This window comes from Thalassoglobus sp. JC818, assembly GCF_040717535.1.
Classification (GTDB): domain Bacteria; phylum Planctomycetota; class Planctomycetia; order Planctomycetales; family Planctomycetaceae; genus Thalassoglobus.
The window spans coordinates 32,164-57,434 of record NZ_JBFEFI010000012.1 but is presented as its reverse complement, the minus strand read 5'-3'; the positions used below and the strand labels follow the sequence as shown (position 1 = coordinate 57,434).

The following is a 25,271-nucleotide window of genomic DNA, read 5'->3' as shown; positions in this document are numbered from 1 at the left end:
GCTGTCTTCACCTCGAAGCAATCCTGCCTCGTCGCTGACAACCGATTGAAGGTCTCTCTCCTGCTGTCTGCTCAGAAGGAATTTCATGATTATCGAAACTCAACCGATTCATGCTTTGAAGAATGCGCCTTACAACCCGCGAGTCACTCTGCAACCGGGTGACGAGCGGTGGGAACGCCTGCAACGATCGCTGGATGAATTCCAACTCGTTCAGCCGATTGTCTGGAACCGCCAGACTGGTCATGTTGTTTCCGGCCACCAACGTCTCGCGGTTTTGAAACATCAAGGTGTTGAACAGATCGAATGTGTGGTGGTTGACCTGCCGCTCGAGCGTGAGAAAGCGCTCAATGTCACGCTCAACAATGCAGAAGTCGGAAGTTCGTGGGATACGAGCAGACTCATCGACCTCGTTTCTGAACTTCAAGATCTCCCGGAAATGGATGCCACTCTCACCGGATTTGACGACCAGCAACTCCGTGATCTCGTGTTGTCACCGAACGAAACTGAATCGATCGCTGGTGAAGAGGACTTCGATTCTGATCCTTCCAAAATGCGAGTCATATTGGAAATTCCGGAAGAGGAATGGGAAACGGTCGAAACAGATCTCGACAGCCTCTTGAGCCTGCACCCTGAGATTCGACTTCACCTGCTTCACAAATAGATCGTTCGAGACTTAGCTCCCCACTCCCCTGCACTCGATTCTCTCGATCGATCCTCCCTGAATTCGAAACTACCCAACCAATGAAAATCTCTGCACAGCATCAATTTCTTCCGAAGGCTCCAACCGCTCGGTCCGCCATGGTGATGGATCACTTTGGAATCAGCTTTGAAACGGGGCACCATGTCATCGCGAGTGACCTCGAACTACCAATTACTCCGGGATCAATCGTTCTCTTCACAGGAGATAGCGGGGCAGGAAAGTCTTCCCTGATGCGGGCTGTTCGACAACAACTCGAATCCGCGAATGAGACCGTCGTCGATCTTGAAGATCTCGATAAAGCCGACGAACTTCTCGTCAACTCGTTTCAATTGCCGCTTCCGGAAACACTTCAATTGCTGGCTCGATGCGGGCTCGGTGAATCGCAGCTGATGCTCCGGACTCCCTCGGAACTTTCCGCCGGGCAATACTATCGATACCGGCTCGCGCAAGCGATTTCGCAGAAACCGAAGTGGATTGTGGCAGATGAATTCTCAGCCACTCTCGACCGGGAACTAGCGAAAGTTGTGGCCTGCAACATCCGTCGAATTTGTGATCAGTCCGGAATAGGATTTTTATTCGCGACGACACATCGTGACTTCGTCGACGATCTTCGCCCCAATCTCCATGTACTCTGTTCACTCGATGGAGGCATCGAAGTTGTTAGCGAAAAGAGTAAAAAAAAAGACATCTCTCAATCTCTAGCGACATGTGGATCTCACGCGGTTCCAAATCCGACTGGCCGTACTTCTCTCGGTGGCATTATCGAAGCAGCAAGCTCGGCTTAGTTCGAGCAATTTTCGTCCTTTGGCTTCGCGATCAGCCGATTGGAATTTGCGTCTTCAACTCTCCTCCCAAATCTCTCGCCATGCGAAATCGCTTCTTTGGTCGTTCTGGGCGCTGGGAGCGAACAGCGATGCAGGCTTTGAACCGTCAGTTGATCTCGCTGTCGCGAGTTGTCCTGCACCCAACCTATCGAGGTGCAGGCCTGGCCTCTGCGTTTGTTCAGAAGTGCTGTCAGATGACCGGCTATCCGTGGATCGAAACTCTCGCCGAGATGGGACACATCAACCCTTTCTTTGAGCGAGCCGGGTTCCTGCGAATTGGCACATCGCAGCCTGGTCCGCGTTCGCGAACTTCTCACTCCACTCTGTACGGAAGCAGAAAGAGACATGGCCAAGAAAAAAGCCTCCTCACCAAAGAGACCTTCGAAAAAAGCCGCTTCGCGAACCCGATCTACTACATCTTCGACAACCGAGAGCACTCCGGCCAAGCGGCAAGCTCTGCAGGCAATCGAAACGACCAAAGTCGAGAAAGCTGATCCAACTCCAACTGCCAGCTATTTGCGGACTGACAACGTCAACAACCTTCTGACGAAAGATCAGCAGTTCGCCTACATCACACTGCTTTCCAAGGGTGGGTCGCCAGCTGCCGCCTGCAGCCAAATCGGAATTGCACTGGCTGACGTGATCTGGACGTGCGAACACGACGCGCAGTTTGGCTTGATGCTTGAGCGCATTCAGGAACTTCTCAGTCAGAATGTGGCAGCTGCACTGTATCGATCCGCGATGGAAGGCAGCGTCACCGCCCAACAGTACTACCTGAAAAATCGACCGCCACCGAATTGGGCCGCCTACGCAGCAGAATCTCCCTCGACTTCTGAGACAGAAATGACCGATGACGAATTTCTTGAGTACTTCCGAACGGAAGCGACTGCACTCCTTGATCGCATCAGCCAAAGCCAGAACTCTTCAACGTGACCTCGGTGAGCCAGAACGCTTTCGCAACCGAGTGCTGATTCCGAGCGAGCAACTACTTCCTTTCTCATCAGTCGCTGCACCGTGGCAGATCGAAGATCTCGGTGCATTGGATGAAGCCTGGAAGCGACTCGCATCCGGCGATGTTGAGCCCGACGCCAATGTGATTCGCAGAGCGTATATCGAACGTCCTCGCGGCCACTCGAAAACGTCGGATATGGCCCTTCAGATCTCTTGGATTCTGCTGGCTGCCGTTCGTCCAGTGACCGGTCTCGCAGCAGCCGCTGACCGCGATCAGGCGAAGTTTTTGTATGACTCGATTCAACGACTGACGAATGCTAATCCAAATCTCTTCGAAGAACTCTCATTCGTCCAGCATCAGATCAAGAACAAACGTACTGGAAGTCGACTGGAGGTGATTTCCTCTGATGTCAAAAGTTCCTTTGGAGCCCTTCCAGACTTCGTCGTCTGCGATGAGTTGTGCCACTGGGAAAAGCCCGACATGTGGTACTCTCTCCTCTCATCGGCAGCAAAAAAATCGGAATGTGTCCTTTCCATTCTGACAAACGCCGGAGTCGGGAAAGGTTGGCAATGGGAAGTCCGTGAACATGCCCGTCAGAGTTCTTCGTGGCACTTTTCTTCGCTTGATGGACCGCAGGCACACTGGATCACAGACGACTGGTTGCAGGAACAACGCTCGCTCTTGCCCGAACCAGTCTTTGAAAGACTCTGGCTCAACCGCTGGCAGCACTCCGATGGAAACTTTGTCACTCTGGATGAAGCGGAAGCTTGTCGCGACTCACTTCTGATGTATCAGGTGTGCGGCCAACCTGGAATTCCGTACGTGGCGACGATCGACTACGCCGAGAAGCACGATTTGACCGTCGGTTGTGTTTGCCATCTCGATGGGGAAAAAGTGATCGTCGACCGGATGGACGTCGTCAAACCTTCTCCCCAGAATCCAACACGAATCCAATGGGTTGAAGACTGGATCGAGGATATCGGCAGCCGTTTTCATCGCGTGCGATTCGTCGTCGATGAATATCAGTTGCTCAGCACCATTCAGCGGTTGGAGAACCGTTACCCGATTGAACGGTTCGCATTCCGGGCTGGAGGAGGCAATGAACGACTGGCGGTCACACTCCGTCAGTTGATCCTTCACCAGAATGTTGGCTGGTATGCTGACTGCGGGGCTGTCGATGGCTTCCACCGTGACGATCTTGAGACCGAACTCTCATCGCTGTTGTTGCGACAGACGTCACGGGGACGGGTTCGCATTGATCATATCGCGGATGGCGTGCATCACGACGACCGATCATTTGCCCTTGGAGTTGCGTGTCTGGCACTGAAGGACGAAAACCACGTCGAAGATCACTTCGTCGTGACTCCACCTTCACTCACTGGAGACTTCCTGTGGTGATCTCGAAGAATTCGAAACCAATGCTTTACTCAAGCTTCCGGTGAAGCCCCGATCAGACAGCGCTTCAAGCAGGTTTGTGACCGATATAGAGCGTGGCGATTCCGAACGTCAGCGGCGTAAACGAAACGTCTTTCAATCCGCACTCGGTCATGATCTCAGCCAGGGCTTGACCACTTGGAAACTCGCTGACCGAAGCAGGCAGATAGTCATAAGCCTGCTCTGAGTTCGACGCAAAGAGTTGCCCGAGTCGTGGAAGGACGTTGCGAAAATACCATCGATACATTCCCGCCAACCCCGGCAGAGTGGGATTGGAGAACTCAAGAATCGCAACCCGACCGCCCGGCTCGCAAACCCGAATCATCTCTTTGAGGCCGTTGCGTGTGTCTGCGACGTTTCGCAATCCGAAAGCGACTGAAACAATTTGAAACTGATCGTCAGGGAACGGAAGCGACTGCGTATCAGCTTCAATGAAATTGATTTCTGAGTTGTCTTCGTCAGCACGTTTGAGGTGAGCTGTTTTCTCGCGTGCCAGTTCGAGCATTCGCGGTGTAAAGTCGGTTCCCGTGACAGGAACTTGTTTTCCGCCAGCTTTCCAGAAAGCAATCGCGAGATCACCAGTTCCGGTGCAGACATCCAGGACCGGAGACGTTCCCTGAATCGGAACCTTTCTGACTGTATACGACCGCCAGTAGATGTCGATGCCACCGGAGAGGAGATGATTCATCAAGTCATAGCGGTCGGCGATCTGTCCAAACATTCGTTGAACACGTTCGCCTGACTTATCGACGATGACCGTTCCGTCCACCATGCTTCACTCTCGCTCTGTCACACTCATCATGAAGAATTCTGGCGATCAACCGATTTTGGTTGGCAGAATCAACACACTTTTCAGAGTTTAGACAGGTCGCGATAAGAATACGAAGCCACCGGTCCGCCGTTCATCAACTTCGCGTAAACTCTTCTATCGATTCTGGAGTCGCTTCACCGCTGCGGACAATTCGTCCTCGCTGACGAAACCATCCCCGTTTTGATCCACCCGCTCAAAGTTTCGTGACAGAAGATCAAGTGGCTTGGCCTCAGCTACAGAGAGGCGGGAATTCTGATCCGAATCAAGCTGGGCAAGAATCTTACCGACAATCGCCTCGACTGGTCCGATTGAAGTGAGGAGCTCGGGATCGACGGGAATCATGATGTCGTAATAGCCGAGCATCATTTCATCCCAAGACTGATCACCCCAATATACTGTCTTCGAAGGATCGGGATTTGCCAGATTTTTGTCTGAATTGTCAAAGAGTGCAGTGCAATGGAGTCTCGTTCCAGCCGGGAGTCGGCGTGGTTCGACGAGTCGATACTGAGTCTGCCAGTTGAAATCATACTCAGGGACATCGAGCAGAATCTCGCGGCTGCCGTCCGGGAACTCTGCTTCAAATCGGAAAGCTTGCCCACGCAAGTGCATGTGCGGAGACATTGAAAGCAACGTCACTTCGTCCGGGCTCTTTCCAGACTTCGCTTTGACTTCCTGATCAGCGAGATACGGCTTTAGCTCGAACTTGGTATTCCCGACATGAAGTGTTTTGACTTCGTAGCTCACGGAATCCGGTTCGGCGAAAATCAGGCCGACCTGACTGAGATCGGTTTCCTCAGTTCCTATTGGCGTGTAGTGCATTTCAAACCGCAACCATGAGCCCGCTGGAATCAGTTTGGCAGCGCCGGGAGGGAGAGCCTGAAGGCGTAACCCAGGAACGTAAGCGGTCAGGAACGAGTGTTCCCGAGTGTTTTTCCCTTTCGGATGAACGTAAACGATGATGTGGTGCACGACCAGGGGATTGCCCGGACGTGCTTCCATTCCAGTGACCCAGCGATCGTCTGTGATCTTCGGATCGACCCAGAAGTGTTGGTATTTAATGCCTTCCGGACCGACTTCGGCAGCGACCTCAAACGGTTCATCAGCCATCGGGACGACCATGTCCGGAGAATCTCCCAGCTGCCATCCCTCAACATAATCCAGAGGTTCCGGAAGTGCGCTCGGGTCACCTTCGGGAGCACCGTTGGCTACCCAAGTTGCGATCAGTTTCTTCTCTTCCGCACTGAGCCTGACATCATTGGAAAAGTGCCCGTACTCCGGATTTGCATGCCAGGGAGGCATTCGCTCTTCCTGAACGACCTCAGCAATCATTTCACCCCAGCCTGTGACGTCATCGAATGATTCCATCGAAAATGGAGCGACTTCACCTTCTCTGTGACATCCCACGCAGCGTTTCTGAAAGATGCGTGCAATCTGATTTGAGTAAGTCACCGACGAATTTTCGTTAGGTGTTTTGCGTCGACCAATAATGCATCCCAGTGCCTGAGTTTGAGAGACCGTCACCGTTTTTCCGTCCAACAGCTCCTGAATGGCGATCTTAGCGTCTTCACGAGTGGGAGCATTGCGGGTGATGCCGACGACGTATTGATCATCGACACGGCCGGAATATCGAATGATGCGGTTTTGATCGAGGACGAATACCTCAGGCGTCCGTGTCGCGCCAAACAGATCGGCGACTTCATTCGTCGCGTCTTTCAGGACCGGAAACGTGATCGCCTGATCTCGAACGGAAGCTGAGATATCACTCAGCGAGTCCTGAACATTCGAATTCACAGCGACAATCGCGAGATCCTCAACACCAAATTCTTCTTTCAGTTCGTTGAGTCGGTGCACATAAAGCTTGGCGAGCGGGCACTCTGTTCCGAGGAACGCGACCAGAACCACTTTAGAGTCGTTAAAGTCGTCAAGGGAATAAGTCTTCCCGCGATGGTCCTTCAAGGAAAAACTCTCGATTCGCTTTCCAAGCGACGCATCTTCCGCTGCCGCGTGCGACAGTGATGAACAGATCACAGCCACGATCGCAATCCCTCGCAAAACGAATGCTGAGGAGTGTTGAAGCAGTTGTAACGGTAATCGTGCGGAACAACTCGGCATAGGAACTCTCAATTCAAACAAGAATCGACTCGATTCGAACGTACAACAACGACGTGCAGCATCGTAAGTGAAATCCCCATTCACTGAGGAGACATTTTTAAGCGTCTGTATCTGAAAGTGTACCTGCCCGGCCGTTCAGAAGTTTCAAAAAACTACGGTTTGGGAGCAGCCTGCTGCTGAAATTCTTCACCTGTGTCTCGTCCCGATTCACCGAACATCTCGACGACATCGTTCACCATGATCGGTTTTGGCGAGACCAACAGCTCACCTGCTTCAACACCGTGTGTCTGACCTAGAAGCCTAGCTTGGCTCTCGACCAGATGAAAAACACGTTCTTTTCCGGGTGGAAATTGCGTCTGATAGGCTTTGACCGCTTCGATTTTCTGTTCCAGGCATCCGGAAATGTCGCTGACAAAAGCTCCGGGCTGCTCGGTCGACTTCATTGAACCGAATCCGAGCGGATACCAGATTTGTTGTTTCACTGTATGAACCGGCAAGTGGTCAAATTCCGCGTCCCATTTGGTGAGTCGTGAATAAAAAACTCCTGCATCGGTGATTTGCATCGCCTGCCAATGATCGGGGGAGGCCATCGGTGTCTTTTCGGCGATTCCTAAGACGATCGATGGTCGGTAGCGGCGAAAAACTTTTCCGAGTGCGACGCGTGACTCGTAATTGTCGAACAATTTTCGGTTCGGCAGATCGAGATTGATGCGGACTTGCACACCCAGAATTTCGGCAGCCCGTTCTGCTTCCGCCAGACGAACTTCCGGGCCGGGGCTTTTGGGTGTCGGTTCACCGTCCGTCAGATCGACGATGCCGACGCGGTAACCTTGCTTCACAAGACGCGCAAGGGTCCCACCGATGGCGATTTCGACATCATCGGGATGAGCACCGACAGCAATGACATCCAGCTTTTGCGAGCTAACCACGTTATTCATGCGACTCCTCAGAAGCACATTCAAAAAATGCCCGCAGAATTTTGACCAGTCGATGCGGATGGGTCAGAAACGGATAATGCCCGGAAGTGTGCATCCACTCTACATCGCAAGCTGGCAGACTTTTTTCCAACCGATCTTCTTCGCGATTGATGATCGCTCCGTCGCCCTCAGCTCTCAGCAACAAGATTCGTTTCTGGATGTGCGACACTTCCGCACTCAGATCCGTCGCATCAGCTGCCAGCATTCTTCGACAGTTCTCGCTGACTGAAACACGGTATGTTTCGCTGAGAAGGAATCCAAAACGGGTTTCGTCATATGGAGGAAACCAGGGACGATGGTTGGCCACTTGCGACGAAAGCCAGAGCGGAACTCGCCGAATCGAAAACGGAATCCACATTCCGGATCGGGCGAGAGCAGTTTCTGTCCAGTTAAGAGGACGATGTGCCCAGGCACTCTGGAGGACGACGTTTTTGAGGAATTCCGGACTATCGATCATCATTTTCATCGCAATCTGCGACGAAAACGTGGGCGCGTAGACGTCAACCGGTCCGCCGAACAAGTCCCGAATTGCCTCAGCATACGAAGCTGCCAATTCGGGGATGAGATTGCGTGCGGACGGAGTTCGTTCGAACTTCGGTTCGCTGAAAATCCACAGCTGCCGTTCTTCCCGTAAAAGCCACGCCAGCAAAGCATAGATCTTGGCCGAGCACCCTGAAGCTGGAAGCAACACGAGTGGCGGCCCCTGCCCGATTTGAGTTGCTGTGAGTTTCGACCGTCCGAGAGCGATCTCACCCTCGCGACGTTCTTCGAGAAATGCACGCACGACATCCTGCCAGTCCAGTGGAGTTGGACAAGGTTCTGAATCGATTGATTCGGGGGATGCGTTCGTGTGACTCGTTTCCGTCATGATTCCCGCTTATGCGTCGCCGATGAATCTGCACCCGATTTTCGGGGCCATTGTCGTTTCTCGACGAATTCTAGCCAATCGCGTCCGGGATGTCAGAAGGGACACGAAAAATTCACTGTTCGCACTTCGATTTCTCTAGAAACCATCGAAATCGACCGTTAGACTACGCGATTCAACATGCTGCCATCCACACCGTATTTGTGAGTGTCTCCGGCAGCCGTCCAATTATTGGAACCCTGAAAGCAAATGCCAAACTCACCTAACGCACAAAAAGCACTTCGTCAAAGCGAAAAACGTCGGTTGCACAATCGAAATCTTCGTTCTGCTCTCAGAACTATTGTCAAGAAAGCTCGGGCTGCTGCCGCAGAAGGTGGAGCTGATGCTGATGAAGCTGTCCGACTCGCGGTCAAGCGTCTCGATCAGGCTGCTTCTAAAGGGTTGATTCACAAGAACACCGCTTCACGCACGAAGTCACGACTCGTCGCACTGAAGAAAAAGTCCGCCAGCTAAGCGGCTTTTGTAAAACGCTCCACTTCGAGAGTGCTTCGCAGTTCGTCTCACTAGCGAACCGATACATCTCGGAAACACGTTAGAGCGTTTGCTGTCTCAGGAATCGAATCGATGATGATCGGACGGTTTCCGAGAACCGAGTCAGCGAAGAATGCAAAAAGGAACCCGATATGAATCGGGTTCCTTTTTTCGTGCGCTCTTATGGTTTCAGGCACGCTGCTCGATTCGAGCATACTCCGAAACCACCTTCGCGATTCAGAATTAACGCTGGCGAAAAGTCCCCTCACCGGTTACAGACCAGCGAGGGGAACGCCTCTTCATTCAGTCAAGCAGTGACTACTTAAGATTTCCCCAATCCTGGACGTCGACGCGTGCTCGGTCGCCGCAAATCTCGCGAATGCGGGAGATCAATGAGTAGGTCCGACCGGTCACGTCTGCTGCATCTCGCGATTCGAAATTCACGCGCAGCAGCGGTTCGTTGTTGGAAGCACGAATGTTGAACCACCAGTCGGGAGTGTAATTCTGAACTTCACGGTAGATCGTGCCAGTTGGATCGCCAGATTTGTCGATCGTGAAGACATCGTCGACTGTCGCGAACTCGGGCTTTCTCGGATGGAAAACGCTCACGCCATCGATGTCGAGGACGTAGCTGTTCTTCTCGTCGGTTCCATACTCCTTCTTGATCGTCGAGATGACTTCTGCACTCATTGCTTTCCAGTCACTGCACTCGACGCGGAGATTCACTTCGCCGCTGGCCGGCCAAGGCTTCAACTGACCCAAAAGCTGTGAACACTTCAGTCCGGTTTCGAGAAGCATGTCCCAGAACGTAACCAGCGCGAACAGACCTGAGTCGAGACAGTAAGTGTCGGGGAAGTTGTAGTGGGCTGAAGACTCTCCACCGAAGACAGCATCTGTTTTCGTGAGAGCAACTTTGGCAGCATCCTGTCCGACTCGACAGAGAATCGCTTTGCCGCCAGCAGCACGCACAGTTTCCGGAACGAGCCATGATGAAACGGCGGAATAAACGACCGATCCGTTGCCGCCATTCTTTTCGACCATCGCTTTGGCGAGAGCGGCAAGCAACACCGAGCCGGGAACGAATTGTCCCCATTCATCGACGAGGAACACTCGGTCGGCGTCTCCATCGAAGGCAGCTCCGAACTCAGCACCCTCTGCAACGACGGTCTCTTGCAGGAGTTTCACTGCTCCTGGCAAACCTGGATTCGAAGGTCGAGTTGGGAACGTTCCGTCAATCTGTTCTGCGACTGCCAGCAGTTCGACTTCGGCACCGATGGCTTTGAGAGCTCGGCTGAGCAGAGGACGAAAGAGCCCACCGACGCCGTTTCCGGGATCGAGGACGACTTTGCCTTTTGCGTCTTTCAAACGATTCGATCGGGTCAACGCAGCATCGACAAATCGAGACTGCAGATTCATCTTTCCGTTGGATGGAAACGGAGAACAAGTCGCAGCCGGAGTCGCTCCGTTGTCTGAGTCTTCTTCGTAGCGCGGAGCCATGTGATCGAGCGGTCGCAGAATATCGATACCGCCCGTTTCAGGACTCTTCATGACTGATTTAATGCCGTTGTACTGAGGCGGATTATGCGAAGCGGTGATCATTACACCGGCAACCGCGCCACAGATTCCTTCTCCAACTCCCCATTGAATCATGTCCGTCGTCGACAGTCCGCAAGCGATTGGCTCGCCCCCTTCGCTGGCGATTCCCTGAATCAGCGAGCTGTAAATCGCCGGGGAGGATGTTCGCCCATCGCGGCCCACCATGACCTTCGGAGCTGCGCCCGAAAGCTCTTTTTTCAAGCTCTGCGTGAGGTACTTTCCGGCGAGCCATGCCAGTTCTTCGTTGATCTGATTCGGGTAAACTCCGCGGACATCAGCTTTTCGCTCGAACATGGCGGGGTCGAACATGACACATAACTTTCTGAGCTGAAATGAAATGATGAAAGGATTGGAAGTCGCAGTATGAGAGTTGATCCTCCATCCGTCAATTTTGCTCTCTCGAAGAGAATCGCTACACTTTGTGTTTCGTCCAACTGCCGACATCAACGAACTGAAGAAAATGCTAGCGAAACGAATCATTCCTTGCCTCGACGTCCATGCGGGCCGTGTCGTGAAAGGAGTCAACTTTCTGAATCTCCGCGACGCTGGCGATCCGGTCGATGTCGCTTCACGCTACGAATCAGAAGGGGCAGATGAACTCGTATTCCTCGATATTACTGCCAGCCACGAAGAGCGAGACATCATTCTCGACGTCGTTCAACGGACGAGCGAAGTGATTTTCATGCCGCTCACAGTCGGCGGAGGAATTCGGACCCTCGAAGACATTCGGCGACTCCTCAGCGCAGGCTGCGATAAAGTTTCAATTAATAGCGCCGCTGTCAAAGATCCTGAATTCGTGAAAGAAGCTGCTCTCCGATTCGGAAGCCAGTGCATTGTCGTCAACATCGACCCCAAGCGAGTTCCAGTTGCCGGAGCTGAAGCGATTCCGGGAGTCCGCAAAGATCTCGCCGTGATTCCTCGCCCCGGCAGAGATGGGTCTGAAGAAGTCTACTGGGATGTTCATATCAATGGAGGCCGCAAGCCGACTGGTCTCGATGCGGTGAAATGGGCTCGTGAAGTTGAAGAACTCGGTGCCGGCGAAATTGTGCTGACAAGCATGGACGCCGATGGCACGAAAGATGGCTTTGACATCGAAATCACCAAGGCTGTTTCAGATGCCGTCGGAATCCCGGTGATTGCCAGCGGAGGCGCAGGACATCCCTCGCATCTGTACGAAGCTGTCACTGCAGGAGGTGCCAGCGCAGCTTTGGCTGCCAGCATTTTCCACTACGGTGAGTATTCGATCGACGAAACCAAACAATACCTTCAGGAACGCAACGTTCCCGTGAGACGAATTCCTCTCTCGACAAAAAGCGAGTGAAGTCAATAACTCGCTTGCAGAGAAATTCACAGTATTTCGGTCAGAGAATTGACCAACCTCAAGAGGCTCATCATGTCCCAATCAATGACCGCCAAACAGATTCTCGAACGTCAGTTTCTGGAAATGCGCTGTGGGCTCCTCGATCTCGCAGCTGCATTCGATCGAATTTCACGAGCGGAAGGGGCGTCGGAAGTTGCTGACGATGAACAGATGAAGCTTCTCGCAAAGGGGCTGGAAGTCGTCGCGGATTCCGAAGGCCAGCGAGCAGAACGTCTCCAGTTACTCTTCAGTGACGAGTACGTGGAAGGCTGGAATCGCTGAACTCCGATCTCTGATTGATTCGACGTCGGACTCATTCTGCGAATTCACCGTGAAGAATCGCGTGTGAGGGTCGACAGTCGCGTCCTCGGCTGAAAGACTTCTGACAGCTGACGTAACTCTGAAATTGCACATTCTTCGTACATTCTTCACTGGGAGAAATCCAGACGATGGCTCGTTTGCTTTTACTGACAATTGTCACAGGAGTTCTACTCCTCAGTCTCATGCTGGTGAGTTTGCCCGGCGAGACTTCTGTCTCTCTCGAAGACACTCCTCCCACAGCTAAAGGACTCGTTTTCCACGACAAGAACGGAAACGGCGTAGCTGATCCCGGTGAACCGGGGCTGGAAGGCGTTCGCGTATCGAATGGTTCCGATATCGTCGCGACCAATTCAGAAGGCCGGTACGAGTTGCCGATTTCGAGTGACACGACTCTCTTCGTGATCAAGCCACGAAACTGGCGGACTCCGCTCAACGAACTGAACCTGCCACAGTTTTACTATCACCACAAACCGATCGGGTCCCCAAAGTCTAAGTATCCAGGAGTTCTCCCGACGGGCCCACTGCCAAAGTCCGTGGACTTTGCGATGACGCCTCAGGAAGAGCCTGAGAACTTTAAAGCAATCATGTTCGGGGATACCCAACCTCGAAACCAGAAAGAAGTCGATTACATCGCCCATGACGTGATCGAAGAACTGATCGGAACAGATGCAGCCTTCGGCGTCACACTCGGAGATATCGTGTTCAATGATCTGGGTGTGATGCCTGCGATGAATAAAACCGTCGCGCTGCTCGGCATTCCGTGGTACAACGTCGTCGGAAATCACGACATCAACATGGACGCCCCCAGCCGAAAGCTTGCAAACGAAACCTTTGAGCATTTTTACGGTCCGTCGTACTACTCATTCGACTATGGTCCTGTGCACTTTATCGTCGTCGACGACATCGAATGGGTTGTCCCGCAAGGCGACGGTCGCTCCACATACCGCGGCGGAATTGGCCCGGAACAACTGAAGTTCATTGAGACCGACCTCGCACAGATTCCTGAAGACCAGATGGTCGTGCTCATGATGCACATTCCGATCATTGGTGTGCATGATCGCCACGACCTCTATCGACTTATCGAACAACGTCCGCTTTGCATCTCAATCTCCGGTCATACGCATCATCATGAGCACGTCTGGATCACCGACGTTGACGGTTGGAACGGACCAAAACCGCATCACCACATCATTAACGTCACTGTGTGCGGCAGCTGGTGGAGAGGAACACCAGATGAACGCGGAATTCCTCACGCCACCATGGCCGACGGTGCTCCGAACGGATACTCCATCCTGAACTTCGACGGGAACGATTACAAACTCGACTACTACGCCGCCAGTCGTGGATCGAACTACCAGATGGAAATGGATGCTCCCGAAGTCGTGACTCCCGACAATTCACACGAATCGCTCGTCTACGCGAACGTCTTCAACGGCGACCAGCACACCACAGTCAAGATGCGAGTCGCCGATGGAGAGTGGATCGAAATGGACCACGCTCGCGAAATTGATCCGAAGTACTTGCGAACTTATCAGTCCGAGTTGAAGATCCTCGAAAAGAACGCTGGCTTGTTTACAGAAATCCCGCAGCCGAAAGCTTCGACTCACCTCTGGAAAGCGAATCTGCCTGCTTCACTCCCACTCGGAACTCACCGAATTCACATTCAGGCTGTTGATCGACATGGTCGCCAGTTCGATGACTCTCGAATCATCCGAGTTGAAGAGTAAGCCTATCTGCCTCATTCAGTAAGCTTTAGAAACTTGAAAGGGCGACCGAGTTCCACGGTCGCCCTTTCTGCATGAATACCTGCAAGACGTTTTCAGGTCGTGCCCAAATCAGTGACGTTCTCGCTAGATAAAAACACCGCTGGTGAATTGGTCAGCCAATGAATGCGATCAAAGCAGGTGTCAGGAGCGTGATGAGAATGAGAGCAAGCGGATAAGCGGTCGCATAGCTCGTCGCTGGCCGACTCGAATCGACCGTCGAAGTAATCGCCCCCAGCCCCGGAGTGGAAGTCATCGCTCCGCAGATTCCGCCGAGTGCTTCTAACCATCCGATCTTGAACAGTCGGCGAGCCATGACCACTCCCACAATCAGCGGAACGGTGACGACGCAAATCGAAACCAGACACAAGACCAGCCCGTATTGTGCAATCACCGATACAAATTTCTGCCCGGCACTCGCACCAGCTTGAGCGAGGAACAGCGCCAGTCCAACTTCTCCCAGCAACAACTTGGCGGCGGGCGGAATACGAACTGCCAATGGACCGATTTTTCGAACGCGTCCCAGAATCAGCCCGACGATGAGCGGTCCTCCCGCCATTCCGAGAGTGATCGATAAATCGCCAAAGCCAAACCGAACCTGCCCCAGTAAAATACCAAGGCTCAGCCCTGCGACGAGCGAAATCAGATCCGTCTCATCAAGCGTCCGCTCACGATGGCCTGCAAACCGGACAAACTCAGAAATTGCTTCCGGCTCTCCAATCACGGTCAGTGCATCTCCGAAGTAAATCTCATCCTTCGGGCTGGGAACAAATTCAATCTCCTGCCGAAAGACTCGCGTCACCGTGATTCCCATTCGGCTGCGAAGATGAAGCTGTTCGAGAGTTTTTCCGACCACCTCACTGGAAGTCACGACAACACGTCGCCGCTGACGATCAGTGTCTCTTATGTAGTCGCCGCTTTCGGTTGATTGCCCGAGAACTTCAACAATCCCTCCCAGTCGGTTCGCTCCACCCACGATCAGAACCTTCTGACCAGCCTCAAAAACAAAATCTCCTTTCAAGGGCTGTAAACGTCCATCGACGAGTACTCGAGAAATCTGGCACTTGGAGTTCGACAATGACGTCACCTGGCTGGGTCGTTTACCGATGACAGCGGGGTTGGAGATCTCCACGAGCACGTTGGAAATTGCGCCATCACCTGAAGCTTGTGTGTCATCAGATTTCTGCAACTCCTCCGAGTTGATGAACTGCTTGGCAATCAACTGAATGAAAACGATCACACAGATCACGCCAAAGGGATAAGCGATTCCAAAACCGACAGCTGCTTTGGAACCGGGAGGAAGCGAATCGATCGCCGCAGCGAGGGCTGGAGTACTGGTCAACGCTCCGGCAAAGAGCCCACCGGCAAGATCTGCTTTCAAACTGAAAACCTGAGCCAAGAACCACGTCGTGAGCCCACCCGAGAGAATCATCGCGCCTGCCATCAGCGACAACGACTTCCCCTGTGAGAACAGGACTTGGAAGAAACTCGACCCGGCTCCGATTCCCAGGCAGTAGACGAAGAGCACAACACCGATTTGGCCGGCTGTCTCAGGCACGCGGAATCCAAAATGCCCAGCGACGAGGGCAACGAACACGACTCCCGATGTCCCCAGCGAGATTCCTCGCAGACTCACTTTGCCGAACAGCAAACCGAGACCGACAACAACCAGCAGAGAGAGAAGTTGCTGCGTCGACTCGTCCATGATCGTTTAACCTTCGATGCTACAGACTCATTTGAACAGAGCGAGCGTTCATCTGAACCACGGAGCGTGATTCATTGCACAGTCAGCAAACTACCGACAATCGTCGGTGAGTTGCTACTCCGTTCACCTGTAAAATGAACCGGATCAACCATCTTTGATTAACGAGAGCCAGCAACCCCTCACCGGCATCGCACTTCATCGAAGTCGAAGCACTAAGATTGAAATGGAAAGGCAATGGCGGTTAGGTCTCACTCCAGCCGGTGAGTCGTAAGAAGAAGAGAAGCAACTCATCGCTTGAGCTTGTTTAAGCTCGTATATCGAATTGCTTTCGAAGCACATCGCAGCAGCATTGCGGCATCGTTGTGAGTGACCGCCGTTCAAATTATTCGGTCGCTGTTGCCACGTTCTCAGCGGAAGCAGTTGGGATCGTTTCGAGGATTCCGCGAATCTGGTCGGCGAGCATCACTGCCGCTGAACCGTTGATGTGAAGCCCGTCGAACGTGTATTCCTCTGCGAGCTCTCCCTCTCCATTCAGAAAAGGACTGATATCGACAACGTGAACTTTTGAAGAAGTCTCGTTCACTTCGTTAATGAGCTCAGCAAGAGCTCCGACTTCCGCCTGTTCTGGAGGATGAATTCTCGGATGTGTCCGCACGATTTGTTCGTGATAAATCCGCGAATTGATCGGGAAGCACGGGACAAGAATGATCTCAAAATCTTTGTTGGCCAGCATTGTGAGCATCGACCGAAACTGCTGCTTCACTTCTTCAACATCTCTTCCGCCCTGAAAGTCGTTGATCCCACCATTCACGATGACGCAGCGAGGACGGCAGTCGACAATCTCTGAGAGTCGACGCTGAATTTCTGCCAGCACCGCTCCATTAACGGCACGATTTCTAACTTCGCTTCCCAGCAGTTCGTGCCATTCGACGAAATCGAGTTGGCTGTCTCCGACGACGACAATGTCTCCCTCTGAAACCGGTGAGCACTCAAAGAAGCTTTCTCGATTCGTCGCGTAGCCTGCTTTTCGATCGACTTTGGTCAGTTTTGCCTGCAGCCAGTTCACTCCGCCGAGCATCAAAAAGAGACTGAATCCACCAGCGAGGAGCAACATGTTCAGGCTTAAGGACAGCAATGGCCAGATATTGCGATTCGTTAGCTTCGGTCGCTCGGACGGAGTCGGAGCATTCTGTGAGCCCTCAGAACGCTGATTCACCCGTTCATCCATTTCACGAAGCAGCTGGATATCGCGCTCGATATCAGCAATTTCGGCGAGTACGGGATGTTCAGGGGAATCGATCTCAGTTCGTTCCACGGCCTACCGAGTCCTTCTTTCGTCGACGCAGCGAGTGTGCGAGAAGTGTTTTTGCCCGTAGAAGTGAAATGCTTGCGCACATCCCGAACCCCTGGCCTGATCCCGGACTCTGAACGCTAGCTCGAGAACCTGGAGAGAGTGCGTAATTTGTCACAATTTTGCGAAAAATGACCGGGTGCTAAGCCTCACTCTCCCAAGCTGTGTCTCAAACGGTCGAATCGTCCCATTCTGGACGCGTTACAGCCTCGATCCGGGTGCGGATTCGGGTTGACCCCTATGAGAGATTTGGATAACTCACCGAGACAGTTTGACACTCCCACATCATGGACGATGGATGTCTGATATGCCTTCGAAGGAATCTCGCCAGCTTGCCGCCGCAAAATCTTTCTGGACTCATCTCGCTGAGCACGTCAATGCAGCGTTTTCGATCCGGCTTTGGGACGGAACTGAGATTCCCCTCGGAGATTCTGTGATCCCCGGCCGGGCAGTCTCGATTTCCAGCCCGGGCGTTGTGACATCACTGATCCGGCGACCGACACTCGACAATCTGGCTCGCCACTTCGCACTCAAGCACATCGATTTTCACGGTGCTGATCTCTACACCTTTCTCGCCGATCTCCGCACAAAACACTCACGGCGAAACCTCAAAGGCATCAGCAAGTGGAAAGCCATCAAATCGCTGTTCCCGTTCATCCTGGGAACTGCGGAATCGACCGATGTCGACCACTGCTATGCAGGTGACGAACTTGGGCTTCACCGAGAACAAGCTGAGAACAAAGACTTCATCCAATTTCACTACGACTTGAGCAACGAGTTTTACTCGCTGTTTCTCGATCCAGAAATGGTTTACTCGTGTGCGTATTTCACTGACTGGTCGAACTCGCTCGAGCAGGCTCAGCACGACAAGCTCGACATGATCTGCCGTAAGCTGATGCTGCAGCCGGGAGAAACATTTCTCGACATTGGCTGCGGCTGGGGTGCTCTCGTCTGTCATGCAGCCAAAGAGTACGGCGTGAAAGCCCACGGAATCACACTCTCAGAAGAGCAACTCGCTTTCGCGAATAACAAAATCCAATCACTCGGGCTCGAAGATCGCGTTACGGTTGAGCTCAAAGACTACGCCCACCTGACCGGGACTTACGACAAGATTGCCAGCATCGGAATGGTCGAGCACGTTGGCATCGACAACATGGGTCTATACATGCAGACGGTCAACAAGCTGCTGCCGGACAACGGATTGTTCCTCTGTCACGGAATCACACGGCCTGCGAAAGCAACTCAAAAGCAGTTCCGCAAAATGCGTCCCGAACGTCGGCTGCTCGCGAAATACATTTTCCCAGGCGGTGAACTCGATCACATCGGGCACATGCTGCAATCGATGGAAGCCCACAAATTCGAAGTTCACGATGTCGAAGGATGGCGAGATCACTACGCTTTAACCTGCAAACTGTGGTGTCAGAAACTCTCCCAACACGAGCAGCAAGCCATCGAAATGATCGGTGAAGAACGTTACCGCATGTGGTTGTTGTACCTCGCCGGCGTCTCGTTCGCTTTGGGAGATGGATCGGCATGTATCTACCAGACGATCGGCAGAAAGCGCGCATCGAAAGGCATCTCAGGTATGCCATCCACTCGCGAGCACTTGTACAAACCGAAGACTGCTAATCACTCGCAGGTTGAGCGCCGGGCGGCTTAACTCTGCTGATGTATTCCGCCTGAAACACACAGCGAAGTTGATCATTCACTCATAAAACAATCTGATGGAGTCGCCGTTTTCAGAGGTGTCCAGTTTTGCTCGACTGGCAGGTCCCAAGGTGATCAAAGCACGCACAATGTCAAAGTCATTCGCGCTGGTCATCGGCTTGCTCATCGTTGTGTTCGCCCAGAACCTCTCTGGGCAGGAGCCTCCACCTGACAGCAACTTCTTGCTGCCGGAACTCCCTCAAGTTCCTGTTCAAGTTGATGAAGTCTTTGCCGAACCATCGTCGTCGATTGTTGCATCGCCTCCGTTTGAAAACCTCAGACGTTTTCAAGGACGCTTCAACACGAATGACACTTCCTTCGGGATTGGAACCGACCTCTATTCAGCTCCGGACTTTGAGGGCGGGCTAATTGTTGTCGGAGACAACGTCGCCATGAAGATTGGTGGCTATGTCAAAGCGGACTTCATCTACGACTTCTCTCCAATCGACTCGATGGACTCCTTCATCACGACGAGTATTCCGGTCGGAGCCCCTCCCCGGACGAATACTCGATTCCATGCGCGTCAAACGCGGATGAGCTTCGATACTCGCTGGGCATCGAACGAACGATTGATCCAGATCTACGTCGAAGGCGACTTCTTTGGAGACGGTTCGACGTTTCGACTGCGACACGCTTACGGGGAAGTTGGACCGCTGCTCGTCGGGAAAACCTGGACGACGTTCACAGATGTCAGCGCCTTTCCTTCGACTCTCGATTTCGAAGGCTCAGTCTCGAGCGTCAATCGACGCCAGGCGCTCGCGCGCTGGACAACTGGTCTGCCCGGCTTCTCAGAAGACGTGACGGCAGCCGTCGCGGTCGAAGATCCTTCGTTCATTTACGAACTTCCGCCAGGAGTCGTCGGGAACGTTCGAACTGTCGCGCCGGACTTCGTCTCGCGTATCCGCTACAGCCCTGATTGGGGACAATTCCAGGCAGCGAATGTCCTGCGCATCGGAGGATTTCAAATGCCTCACGATGACGTGACGACGGGATTTGGCTGGGGATTCAACTTCAGCGCGGTGAAGACAGTCGGAACCAGTTCGAAGATTTACAGCCAGATCGTCTTCGGAAAGGGAATCGGAAGTTTTCGCTCGCTTCCCGATGCAGCTCCTGATTCGTTGACGAGCGTTGAACCAGTTGGAATGTTTGGCTGGATGGTCGGCATCACCCACGATTGGAATGAGGAGCTGAGCTCCAACTTCACCTACGCAGAAAACACCCTCGATAACGCTCCCCTGCAACCACCGTCAGATGTGCAGAAGACAACTTACCTCGCTGTGAATCTACTTTGGACACCGCTTGAGAGAGTAACGACAGGCGTTGAGTATCTGTACGGCGTCCGCACAAACGTTGACGAAGATTCCGCCGCTGCTCATCGGCTGCAAGCTTCATTCATCTTCGACCTGCCATAGTAAACCACAATTCTGGGCAGACTCTCACATCGCTCTGAGAGACTCGGGGTTCTATTTGCCGACGTTGGAATTGTCGTTCTTCAATTGGGCGAAGACATACAGCATCTCACGAGCGATTTGAGCTGAGCGGTTGTCATACGCCTGTGATTCTTCCGGCGTTCCGTCGGCAATTTTGGGATCCTCGTAAGGAATCGCCACGCGCAGCTGCGCTCCTTGAACTTCCGGGCAACTCTTGTCAGCACTCGAACACGTCATGACAGCACAAAACTCAGAGGATGGATTCGGCGGACTGTCGTAGATTTTCGAAAAGCAAGATTGAACCGGGCTGGCTTTCGAGAATCGAACGACATAGACAGGGTTTGAACCGGGTTGATTCAGTTCGATATTCATTCCTGTTCGATTCAGTGCAGCGACAGCTCGCGGGTTGAAGGCGGTGGCTTCTGTTCCGCCTGAAAATGATTGATAGCTCTCCACGTCGAAATAGTGAGCCGCAACTGCCGACCAGAGCTGACACATATGGCTGCGCCGGGAGTTGTGTGTGCAAATGAATGTCATCTTCACGGGCAGATCAGACGCCTGACGTGCGCGAATATAGCTCGTCAGCTTGTTCAATTGCGTTTGACGCTCGATCGGAATTTGATCGAACTCAGTGAGACGCTGTTCCACGTACTGGTCGAGTTCTTCAAAGAGGTCGTCGGCAATCAGAGTCGATCCAAACATAATCGAAGTGAGCCCCAAGGCCCATGCTGTAACGATTGCGAAGTTGAATGAATGCATTGTCTACCTGCATTTGACTCGTTGCCAATCATCCGCCCGGAATCCAGACGAATTGAGGAACTCCCATTAACACAGTCAAACACCATGCTTTCCACGATCCAACTTGTCAAGCGCCGATGGCTGCTTCGCAAGGTGCAACCAATCGTGAACCTCCTGAGCGTGATCAAGGCGAATCACTTCAATTGATCTCAGAAGCAAACACAACGATCGCAGAAAGAAAGGAGTTGAAGAGAACCCAAGAACCGAGAACGAACATCAGGAAACGTCTTTGAGTGTCAGCTTCGAGCGTTTCAGGACGATCCCGAAGCCGATCAATCCTGCCACCATGAACCCGGAACAGAGAAGGAAAATCTTCTCTGGATGTTCACCGGATGCGTTCGTGAAGAGCGGTCGGAGGATGGGATACAAGAGCGCTGCCACGGTGAGAAACCCGAACGAAATCCCGCTCGATGCTCCAAGAACACGGCCGCGTTCATGTGTTGTCGAAAGACGTTGAAGCAGAGCCTGCAACGGAATCAGATAAAACCCTGCGGCAATCCCTGCTCCGAGAATCAAACCTGCGTGCGAACTGAATAGTATTCGGATCGTCGGAGCTTTGTCTGGCAGCGTCGGAGGAATGGTCCCCAACAGAAAGAACAAGACTGCCAATGCCACGCCGCCAATGGGAATCAAAACCGGACGAATCTTCGAGCCAGAAACATATCCCGCGACGGCGCTTCCGATCCCGATTGCGAGGCCGAGAATTCCGAGAAGCACGCTCACTTCAGAGCGAGAAACTTCGTATCGCTGCAAAACGACTGTGTATTCGGGGATAATCAGCAGAGCCAAACCAGCCAGAAAATAGAAGTAACCGGACGCAATCGCGATCAGCAGCAGCGGCCCTTTGGCCATCTCTTTGATGGCCCACATGTATCCCGTTGATGGATTCCAACTGTATTGAATCGACTTCCTTCCCGGAGCGAGAGGAGTCATAAAACTGATTGCCATCAAGCCTAAGACCGCGACGACAACTAACACAATACCGGGCAACCAGAGCATCGCAGGCGGTGTCGGAACGCCCTCTCGTGGAAGTGGGCTGTAGTAATCGGCAATCACTCCGGCGGACAGAGTTCCCACAATTACAGCTACATTCGACATCATTCCGATCAGGCCATTCGCGCGGCTGATGCGACTCACCGGGACGAGTTCGGGAATCATTCCGTACTTTGCAGGTCCAAAGAAAGCGCTTTGACACGCCAGAGCAATCAGACTCAACAATGTCACCCAAAGGTTTCCGGTCCAGAAACCGATCATCGCAACGATCGCGATTGGAATCTCGACCACCTTCACCAGTATGCTGACAAACCTCTTGCTGTGCCGATCGGCAAACTGTCCCGCCATCCCGGAGAGAAGCAAGAACGGGATCGACAAACAAGCACTGACAATTCCCTGCCCCCCGGAGCCGAGTTGTCCTTTCCAGGCGCCGTCGATCACCATGTAGATCAAGACTCCCTTCAAAACGTTGTCGTTGGCAGCTCCGAGAAACTGAGTGATCAACAGCGACACAAACCCGCGGACGGAATGTGTCGACTCGGACACTTCTGCCGGGCTGCTGCCTGTTGGAGTTTCAATTGCAGTCACTGTCGTGTTCATCGAATCCGTCCTGAATCGACATCAACATCCCGGTCGAGGAAGTGATTTGCTCAGTCATTCCGTCTCGCTCACGCGAAACCGAACTCACTGGGTTGACGAGAGAAGCCATCCCGCTGAAGTCCTAGAATAACTCGCACCAAAAATTGAAGCGAGGTCAATGAGTCGACTCCAACCGGTGCCTCGATGGACCGAATTCGGAGCTGAATTCAAGTTGATTCAGCGATGAAAAAAGGCCGCGGGCTTGCTTCGCGACTGCTTTCTCTTTCATCATGACTTAAGTTCCCGCCTCAAGAACGGACTGGATGGCCGCGATCGTTTCCATTCCGTTCCCAGCCTGCAGAGTTTTCTTCATGCGAATCTTCACTCAATGCGCGCTATTCGTCCTTCTCTCATCTCACTCCACATTGTTCGCACAAGATGAAGAGCAATCCTCGAACGCTCCCCCGAAGTCTCGGAAGATCTCGATTCCGTTGATCGACCTTGCTTCGGACGTTTCGCGACAGGTGATCGTCGACCGAGAAGCTGGGCAATACCTGGGACATCCTACGACGCTGCTTTTGGAGGACGGTGAGACAATTCTTTGCGTCTACCCCAAGGGCCACGGGCGCGGTCCGATTGTTTACAAGCGCAGCAACGATGGAGGTCTAACCTGGAGTGACCGCTTGCCGACTCCGGAAAACTGGTCGACCAGCAAGGAAACTCCGACTTTGCATCGAGTCATTTCCTCCGACGGAACGCGTCGACTCATTCTCTGGTCCGGACTCTACCCCGCCCGCATTGCAGTCAGCGAAGATGATGGGAGTTCATGGACACCGCTGAAAACTGCCGGGGACTGGGGCGGAATTGTCGTCATGAGTTCACTCGTTCCGACTGGAAAGCCCGGAGCTTATCGTGCATTTTTCCACGACGACGGCCGCTTCTTTCAAGAATCTGGCCAAGCTGAAAATCCCAGAATCTTTACGCTTTACCAAACGCTATCGACTGATGGCGGTTTAACCTGGGAGAGCCCCGAAGCGATCCTCGCACGATCTGATTTACATTTGTGTGAACCGGGGGCTGTCTTCTCTCCCGATGGGAGCGAACTTGCCTTGCTTCTGCGTGAGAACAGCCGAACTCGAAATTCGCACATCATCTTCAGCTCCGATGCTGGCGAGACATGGTCGAGTTCGGTTGAACTCCCTGCTTCATTGACTGGAGATCGCCATACAGCGAAGTATTCTCCCGATGGGCGGCTGGTGATTTCATTCCGCGACATGGCTCACGAGAGCCCGACTCGAGGAGATTGGGTGGCTTGGGTTGGCTCGTACGAGCAACTTCGCTCCGGCGGTGAGGGAGATTATCGGGTGCGTCTCATGGACAACACACACGGGGCTGACTGTGCTTATCCCGGTGTCGAAATCCTTCCCGATGGGACTTTCGTGGCGACTACATACGGCCACTGGACTGCTGGCGAAGAACCGTACATCGTCTCCGTGCGGTTCAAGCTCGATGAACTGGACAACCTGGTCGAATAAATCCCGAGCCGACTTGCTTGATCGGTGAGCCTGTCGCTCGATTTTCTCCACCGGAAATTCTTAACGGAAGAATTTCGGTGCGCTCATGCTCACGGCAGTTTCTAACACTCGCAGTAGGCGCAATCTCTGTTTCGAACTGGCGACATTCCGCTGTAAACGTGGCCAAATCGCATCAATTGAGACTCGATGACCGTGTGAGATTTCGAAAATTCTCGAAAAATCCCGACCACTGTCACAATCGCGACCTAGTGTCCAGATAGGCATCTCTGAGGCGGGTCACTTTCTGGAGAGATGTCTTCACTCAATTTTCTCTAAGTTAGCGAAAAAAGTGGGGTTTTAACGCATCCAAAACAGTCAATTCTTGCTATCACTACTCTCTCATTTTGAGAGTGACGTGGTTTGACTAATGGACATAGTTTCCCCGTAGCGTACCTCTCTCATTGAAACTCTTCTTGGAGCGAGAAGTTGAATCAGCGAACTACCGGCCGAACCGGGATGGATTCGGCCGCACACGGAGGCGAGTTCTCAGTCTTTCTGTTCACGAACGGGGACTGGTTTCCCATTGTGGAAAACGTTGCCCTGGAAGATGCACAGAGGACTGTTGGGCAGATGTCGACAATCATGGATTGCGCGACTCAAATTCGGAATTCGGATGAGACCATCATCATCCAGGAAGGTGAATTGATTTCGACCTGCATTGTGTAGGAAGACGATCTTCACAGCTCCGGATCTCGAACGCTTACCACGTCTCGTGTCGATCGGGTTGCGCTTGCAGCGAATGCTCTCATTCGGGATCTGCGCATTCTGAGATGCGACCTCGTCGCTTCAGCATCGCAAACAACACCTGCTCAAATGTCGAGTAGAATGGCACGAAGAATCTTCTGCGTTGAGCGCAATGGGCATTGTGTCATCGTGCCGCACTTGCGT

At 52.9% G+C, this 25,271-nt stretch carries 21 protein-coding genes; 12 read left to right on the top strand and 9 right to left on the bottom strand.

Annotation, left to right across the window (positions count from 1 at the left end; translation table 11 throughout):
• The first annotated feature begins 85 nt into the window (after nt 1–85).
• The 4 genes from AB1L42_RS21650 (at nt 86) to AB1L42_RS21635 (ending at nt 3,874) form a co-directional block, all read left to right on the top strand.
• Nucleotides 86–661: a ParB N-terminal domain-containing protein gene (locus AB1L42_RS21650; RefSeq protein WP_367061417.1), complete on the top strand. Its 576-nt coding sequence runs from the start codon at nt 86–88 to the stop codon at nt 659–661.
• Between the two features lie 80 nt (nt 662–741).
• A complete protein-coding gene (locus AB1L42_RS21645; RefSeq protein ID WP_367061414.1) occupies nt 742–1,485 on the top strand; it encodes an ATP-binding cassette domain-containing protein in 744 nt (247 codons plus the stop codon).
• A gap of 384 nt (nt 1,486–1,869) precedes the next feature.
• Entirely contained in the window at nt 1,870–2,457 is a 588-nt protein-coding gene (locus tag AB1L42_RS21640; protein WP_367061411.1) for a hypothetical protein, read from the top strand.
• On the top strand, nt 2,375–3,874 hold the full coding sequence (locus AB1L42_RS21635) for a terminase large subunit (RefSeq protein ID WP_367061408.1): 1,500 nt from the start codon (nt 2,375–2,377) through the stop codon (nt 3,872–3,874). Before AB1L42_RS21640 ends, AB1L42_RS21635 begins: the two co-directional genes overlap by 83 nt.
• Nucleotides 3,875–3,938: 64 nt before the next feature.
• Here the strand turns inward: AB1L42_RS21635 and ubiE are convergent, their stop codons facing one another.
• The 4 genes from ubiE to AB1L42_RS21615 all read right to left on the bottom strand — a co-directional run bounded on the left by ubiE (nt 3,939) and on the right by AB1L42_RS21615 (nt 8,678).
• Nucleotides 3,939–4,682 carry a bifunctional demethylmenaquinone methyltransferase/2-methoxy-6-polyprenyl-1,4-benzoquinol methylase UbiE gene (gene ubiE / locus AB1L42_RS21630; RefSeq protein ID WP_367061405.1) on the bottom strand — a complete coding sequence of 248 codons (744 nt, stop codon included), beginning with the start codon at nt 4,680–4,682 and terminating at the stop codon, nt 3,939–3,941.
• A 153-nt stretch (nt 4,683–4,835) separates the two neighbouring features.
• On the bottom strand, nt 4,836–6,833 hold the full coding sequence (locus AB1L42_RS21625) for a redoxin domain-containing protein (RefSeq protein ID WP_367061402.1): 1,998 nt from the start codon (nt 6,831–6,833) through the stop codon (nt 4,836–4,838).
• A gap of 152 nt (nt 6,834–6,985) precedes the next feature.
• Nucleotides 6,986–7,771, bottom strand: coding sequence for a PIG-L family deacetylase (locus tag AB1L42_RS21620; RefSeq protein WP_367061399.1), 786 nt, complete (start codon nt 7,769–7,771; stop codon nt 6,986–6,988).
• Nucleotides 7,764–8,678: a hypothetical protein gene (locus tag AB1L42_RS21615; protein WP_367061396.1), complete on the bottom strand. Its 915-nt coding sequence runs from the start codon at nt 8,676–8,678 to the stop codon at nt 7,764–7,766. The genes AB1L42_RS21620 and AB1L42_RS21615 overlap by 8 nt, the downstream gene beginning before the upstream one ends.
• Before the next feature lie 246 nt (nt 8,679–8,924).
• Here AB1L42_RS21615 and rpsT point away from each other — a divergent pair, with 246 nt between their 5' ends.
• Complete coding sequence (gene rpsT, locus AB1L42_RS21610) at nt 8,925–9,188, top strand: 30S ribosomal protein S20 (protein ID WP_367061393.1); 264 nt, start codon at nt 8,925–8,927, stop codon at nt 9,186–9,188.
• Nucleotides 9,189–9,524: 336 nt separating this feature from the next.
• Here the strand turns inward: rpsT and AB1L42_RS21605 are convergent, their stop codons facing one another.
• The gene (locus AB1L42_RS21605) at nt 9,525–11,111 is read right to left on the bottom strand and encodes a hypothetical protein (RefSeq protein WP_367061390.1); all 1,587 of its coding nucleotides are present in this window, start codon (nt 11,109–11,111) and stop codon (nt 9,525–9,527) included.
• 151 nt (nt 11,112–11,262) lie between these two features.
• Here AB1L42_RS21605 and hisF point away from each other — a divergent pair, with 151 nt between their 5' ends.
• From hisF to AB1L42_RS21590, 3 genes are all read left to right on the top strand, one after another.
• Nucleotides 11,263–12,123 (top strand): imidazole glycerol phosphate synthase subunit HisF, encoded by an 861-nt coding sequence (gene hisF / locus AB1L42_RS21600; protein ID WP_367061387.1) that lies wholly within the window; start codon nt 11,263–11,265, stop codon nt 12,121–12,123.
• A gap of 72 nt (nt 12,124–12,195) precedes the next feature.
• Entirely contained in the window at nt 12,196–12,444 is a 249-nt protein-coding gene (locus tag AB1L42_RS21595; protein WP_367061384.1) for a hypothetical protein, read from the top strand.
• 167 nt (nt 12,445–12,611) lie between these two features.
• Nucleotides 12,612–14,210, top strand: a complete 1,599-nt coding sequence (locus AB1L42_RS21590; protein ID WP_367061381.1) for a calcineurin-like phosphoesterase family protein — start codon at nt 12,612–12,614, stop codon at nt 14,208–14,210.
• 151 nt (nt 14,211–14,361) lie between these two features.
• On the opposite strand, the gene AB1L42_RS21585 is transcribed toward AB1L42_RS21590, so the two are convergent.
• Together AB1L42_RS21585 and AB1L42_RS21580 are read right to left on the bottom strand one after the other, a co-directional pair.
• Nucleotides 14,362–15,951, bottom strand: coding sequence for a TrkA C-terminal domain-containing protein (locus AB1L42_RS21585; RefSeq protein WP_367061378.1), 1,590 nt, complete (start codon nt 15,949–15,951; stop codon nt 14,362–14,364).
• A 382-nt stretch (nt 15,952–16,333) separates the two neighbouring features.
• Nucleotides 16,334–17,266, bottom strand: coding sequence for a GDSL-type esterase/lipase family protein (locus AB1L42_RS21580; protein ID WP_367061376.1), 933 nt, complete (start codon nt 17,264–17,266; stop codon nt 16,334–16,336).
• Between the two features lie 334 nt (nt 17,267–17,600).
• Between AB1L42_RS21580 and AB1L42_RS21575 the strand changes: the two genes are divergently transcribed.
• Entirely contained in the window at nt 17,601–18,962 is a 1,362-nt protein-coding gene (locus tag AB1L42_RS21575; protein ID WP_367061373.1) for a cyclopropane-fatty-acyl-phospholipid synthase family protein, read from the top strand.
• Nucleotides 18,963–19,098: 136 nt separating this feature from the next.
• Complete coding sequence (locus tag AB1L42_RS21570; protein ID WP_367061370.1) at nt 19,099–20,421, top strand: DcaP family trimeric outer membrane transporter; 1,323 nt, start codon at nt 19,099–19,101, stop codon at nt 20,419–20,421.
• Nucleotides 20,422–20,472: 51 nt separating this feature from the next.
• Here the strand turns inward: AB1L42_RS21570 and AB1L42_RS21565 are convergent, their stop codons facing one another.
• On the bottom strand, nt 20,473–21,198 hold the full coding sequence (locus tag AB1L42_RS21565) for a protein-tyrosine-phosphatase (RefSeq protein ID WP_367061367.1): 726 nt from the start codon (nt 21,196–21,198) through the stop codon (nt 20,473–20,475).
• 255 nt (nt 21,199–21,453) lie between these two features.
• Nucleotides 21,454–22,830, bottom strand: a complete 1,377-nt coding sequence (locus tag AB1L42_RS21560; RefSeq protein WP_367061364.1) for an MFS transporter — start codon at nt 22,828–22,830, stop codon at nt 21,454–21,456.
• Nucleotides 22,831–23,132: 302 nt separating this feature from the next.
• On the opposite strand from AB1L42_RS21560, the gene AB1L42_RS21555 reads away from it, so the two are divergent.
• Nucleotides 23,133–24,344, top strand: a complete 1,212-nt coding sequence (locus tag AB1L42_RS21555; protein ID WP_367061361.1) for a sialidase family protein — start codon at nt 23,133–23,135, stop codon at nt 24,342–24,344.
• Between the two features lie 465 nt (nt 24,345–24,809).
• Complete coding sequence (locus AB1L42_RS21550; RefSeq protein ID WP_367061358.1) at nt 24,810–25,049, top strand: hypothetical protein; 240 nt, start codon at nt 24,810–24,812, stop codon at nt 25,047–25,049.
• The last annotated feature ends 222 nt before the right edge of the window (nt 25,050–25,271 follow it).

What these genes read in the sequence shown, in the direction of transcription:
- AB1L42_RS21615 (WP_367061396.1), bottom strand. Translation starts at nt 8,678, where the DNA reads ATGACGGAAACGAGTCACACGAACGCATCCCCCGAATCAATCGATTCA.
- AB1L42_RS21645 (WP_367061414.1), top strand. Translation starts at nt 742, where the DNA reads ATGAAAATCTCTGCACAGCATCAATTTCTTCCGAAGGCTCCAACCGCT.
- AB1L42_RS21585 (WP_367061378.1), bottom strand. Translation starts at nt 15,951, where the DNA reads ATGGACGAGTCGACGCAGCAACTTCTCTCTCTGCTGGTTGTTGTCGGT.
- AB1L42_RS21590 (WP_367061381.1), top strand. Translation starts at nt 12,612, where the DNA reads ATGGCTCGTTTGCTTTTACTGACAATTGTCACAGGAGTTCTACTCCTC.
- AB1L42_RS21650 (WP_367061417.1), top strand. Translation starts at nt 86, where the DNA reads ATGATTATCGAAACTCAACCGATTCATGCTTTGAAGAATGCGCCTTAC.
- AB1L42_RS21560 (WP_367061364.1), bottom strand. Translation starts at nt 22,830, where the DNA reads ATGAACACGACAGTGACTGCAATTGAAACTCCAACAGGCAGCAGCCCG.
- rpsT (WP_367061393.1), top strand. Translation starts at nt 8,925, where the DNA reads ATGCCAAACTCACCTAACGCACAAAAAGCACTTCGTCAAAGCGAAAAA.
- AB1L42_RS21620 (WP_367061399.1), bottom strand. Translation starts at nt 7,771, where the DNA reads ATGAATAACGTGGTTAGCTCGCAAAAGCTGGATGTCATTGCTGTCGGT.
- AB1L42_RS21595 (WP_367061384.1), top strand. Translation starts at nt 12,196, where the DNA reads ATGTCCCAATCAATGACCGCCAAACAGATTCTCGAACGTCAGTTTCTG.
- AB1L42_RS21575 (WP_367061373.1), top strand. Translation starts at nt 17,601, where the DNA reads ATGTCTGATATGCCTTCGAAGGAATCTCGCCAGCTTGCCGCCGCAAAA.
- AB1L42_RS21640 (WP_367061411.1), top strand. Translation starts at nt 1,870, where the DNA reads ATGGCCAAGAAAAAAGCCTCCTCACCAAAGAGACCTTCGAAAAAAGCC.
- AB1L42_RS21570 (WP_367061370.1), top strand. Translation starts at nt 19,099, where the DNA reads ATGTCAAAGTCATTCGCGCTGGTCATCGGCTTGCTCATCGTTGTGTTC.
- AB1L42_RS21555 (WP_367061361.1), top strand. Translation starts at nt 23,133, where the DNA reads ATGGCCGCGATCGTTTCCATTCCGTTCCCAGCCTGCAGAGTTTTCTTC.
- AB1L42_RS21635 (WP_367061408.1), top strand. Translation starts at nt 2,375, where the DNA reads ATGACGAATTTCTTGAGTACTTCCGAACGGAAGCGACTGCACTCCTTG.
- hisF (WP_367061387.1), top strand. Translation starts at nt 11,263, where the DNA reads ATGCTAGCGAAACGAATCATTCCTTGCCTCGACGTCCATGCGGGCCGT.
- ubiE (WP_367061405.1), bottom strand. Translation starts at nt 4,682, where the DNA reads ATGGTGGACGGAACGGTCATCGTCGATAAGTCAGGCGAACGTGTTCAA.
- AB1L42_RS21605 (WP_367061390.1), bottom strand. Translation starts at nt 11,111, where the DNA reads ATGTTCGACCCCGCCATGTTCGAGCGAAAAGCTGATGTCCGCGGAGTT.
- AB1L42_RS21625 (WP_367061402.1), bottom strand. Translation starts at nt 6,833, where the DNA reads ATGCCGAGTTGTTCCGCACGATTACCGTTACAACTGCTTCAACACTCC.
- AB1L42_RS21565 (WP_367061367.1), bottom strand. Translation starts at nt 21,198, where the DNA reads ATGCATTCATTCAACTTCGCAATCGTTACAGCATGGGCCTTGGGGCTC.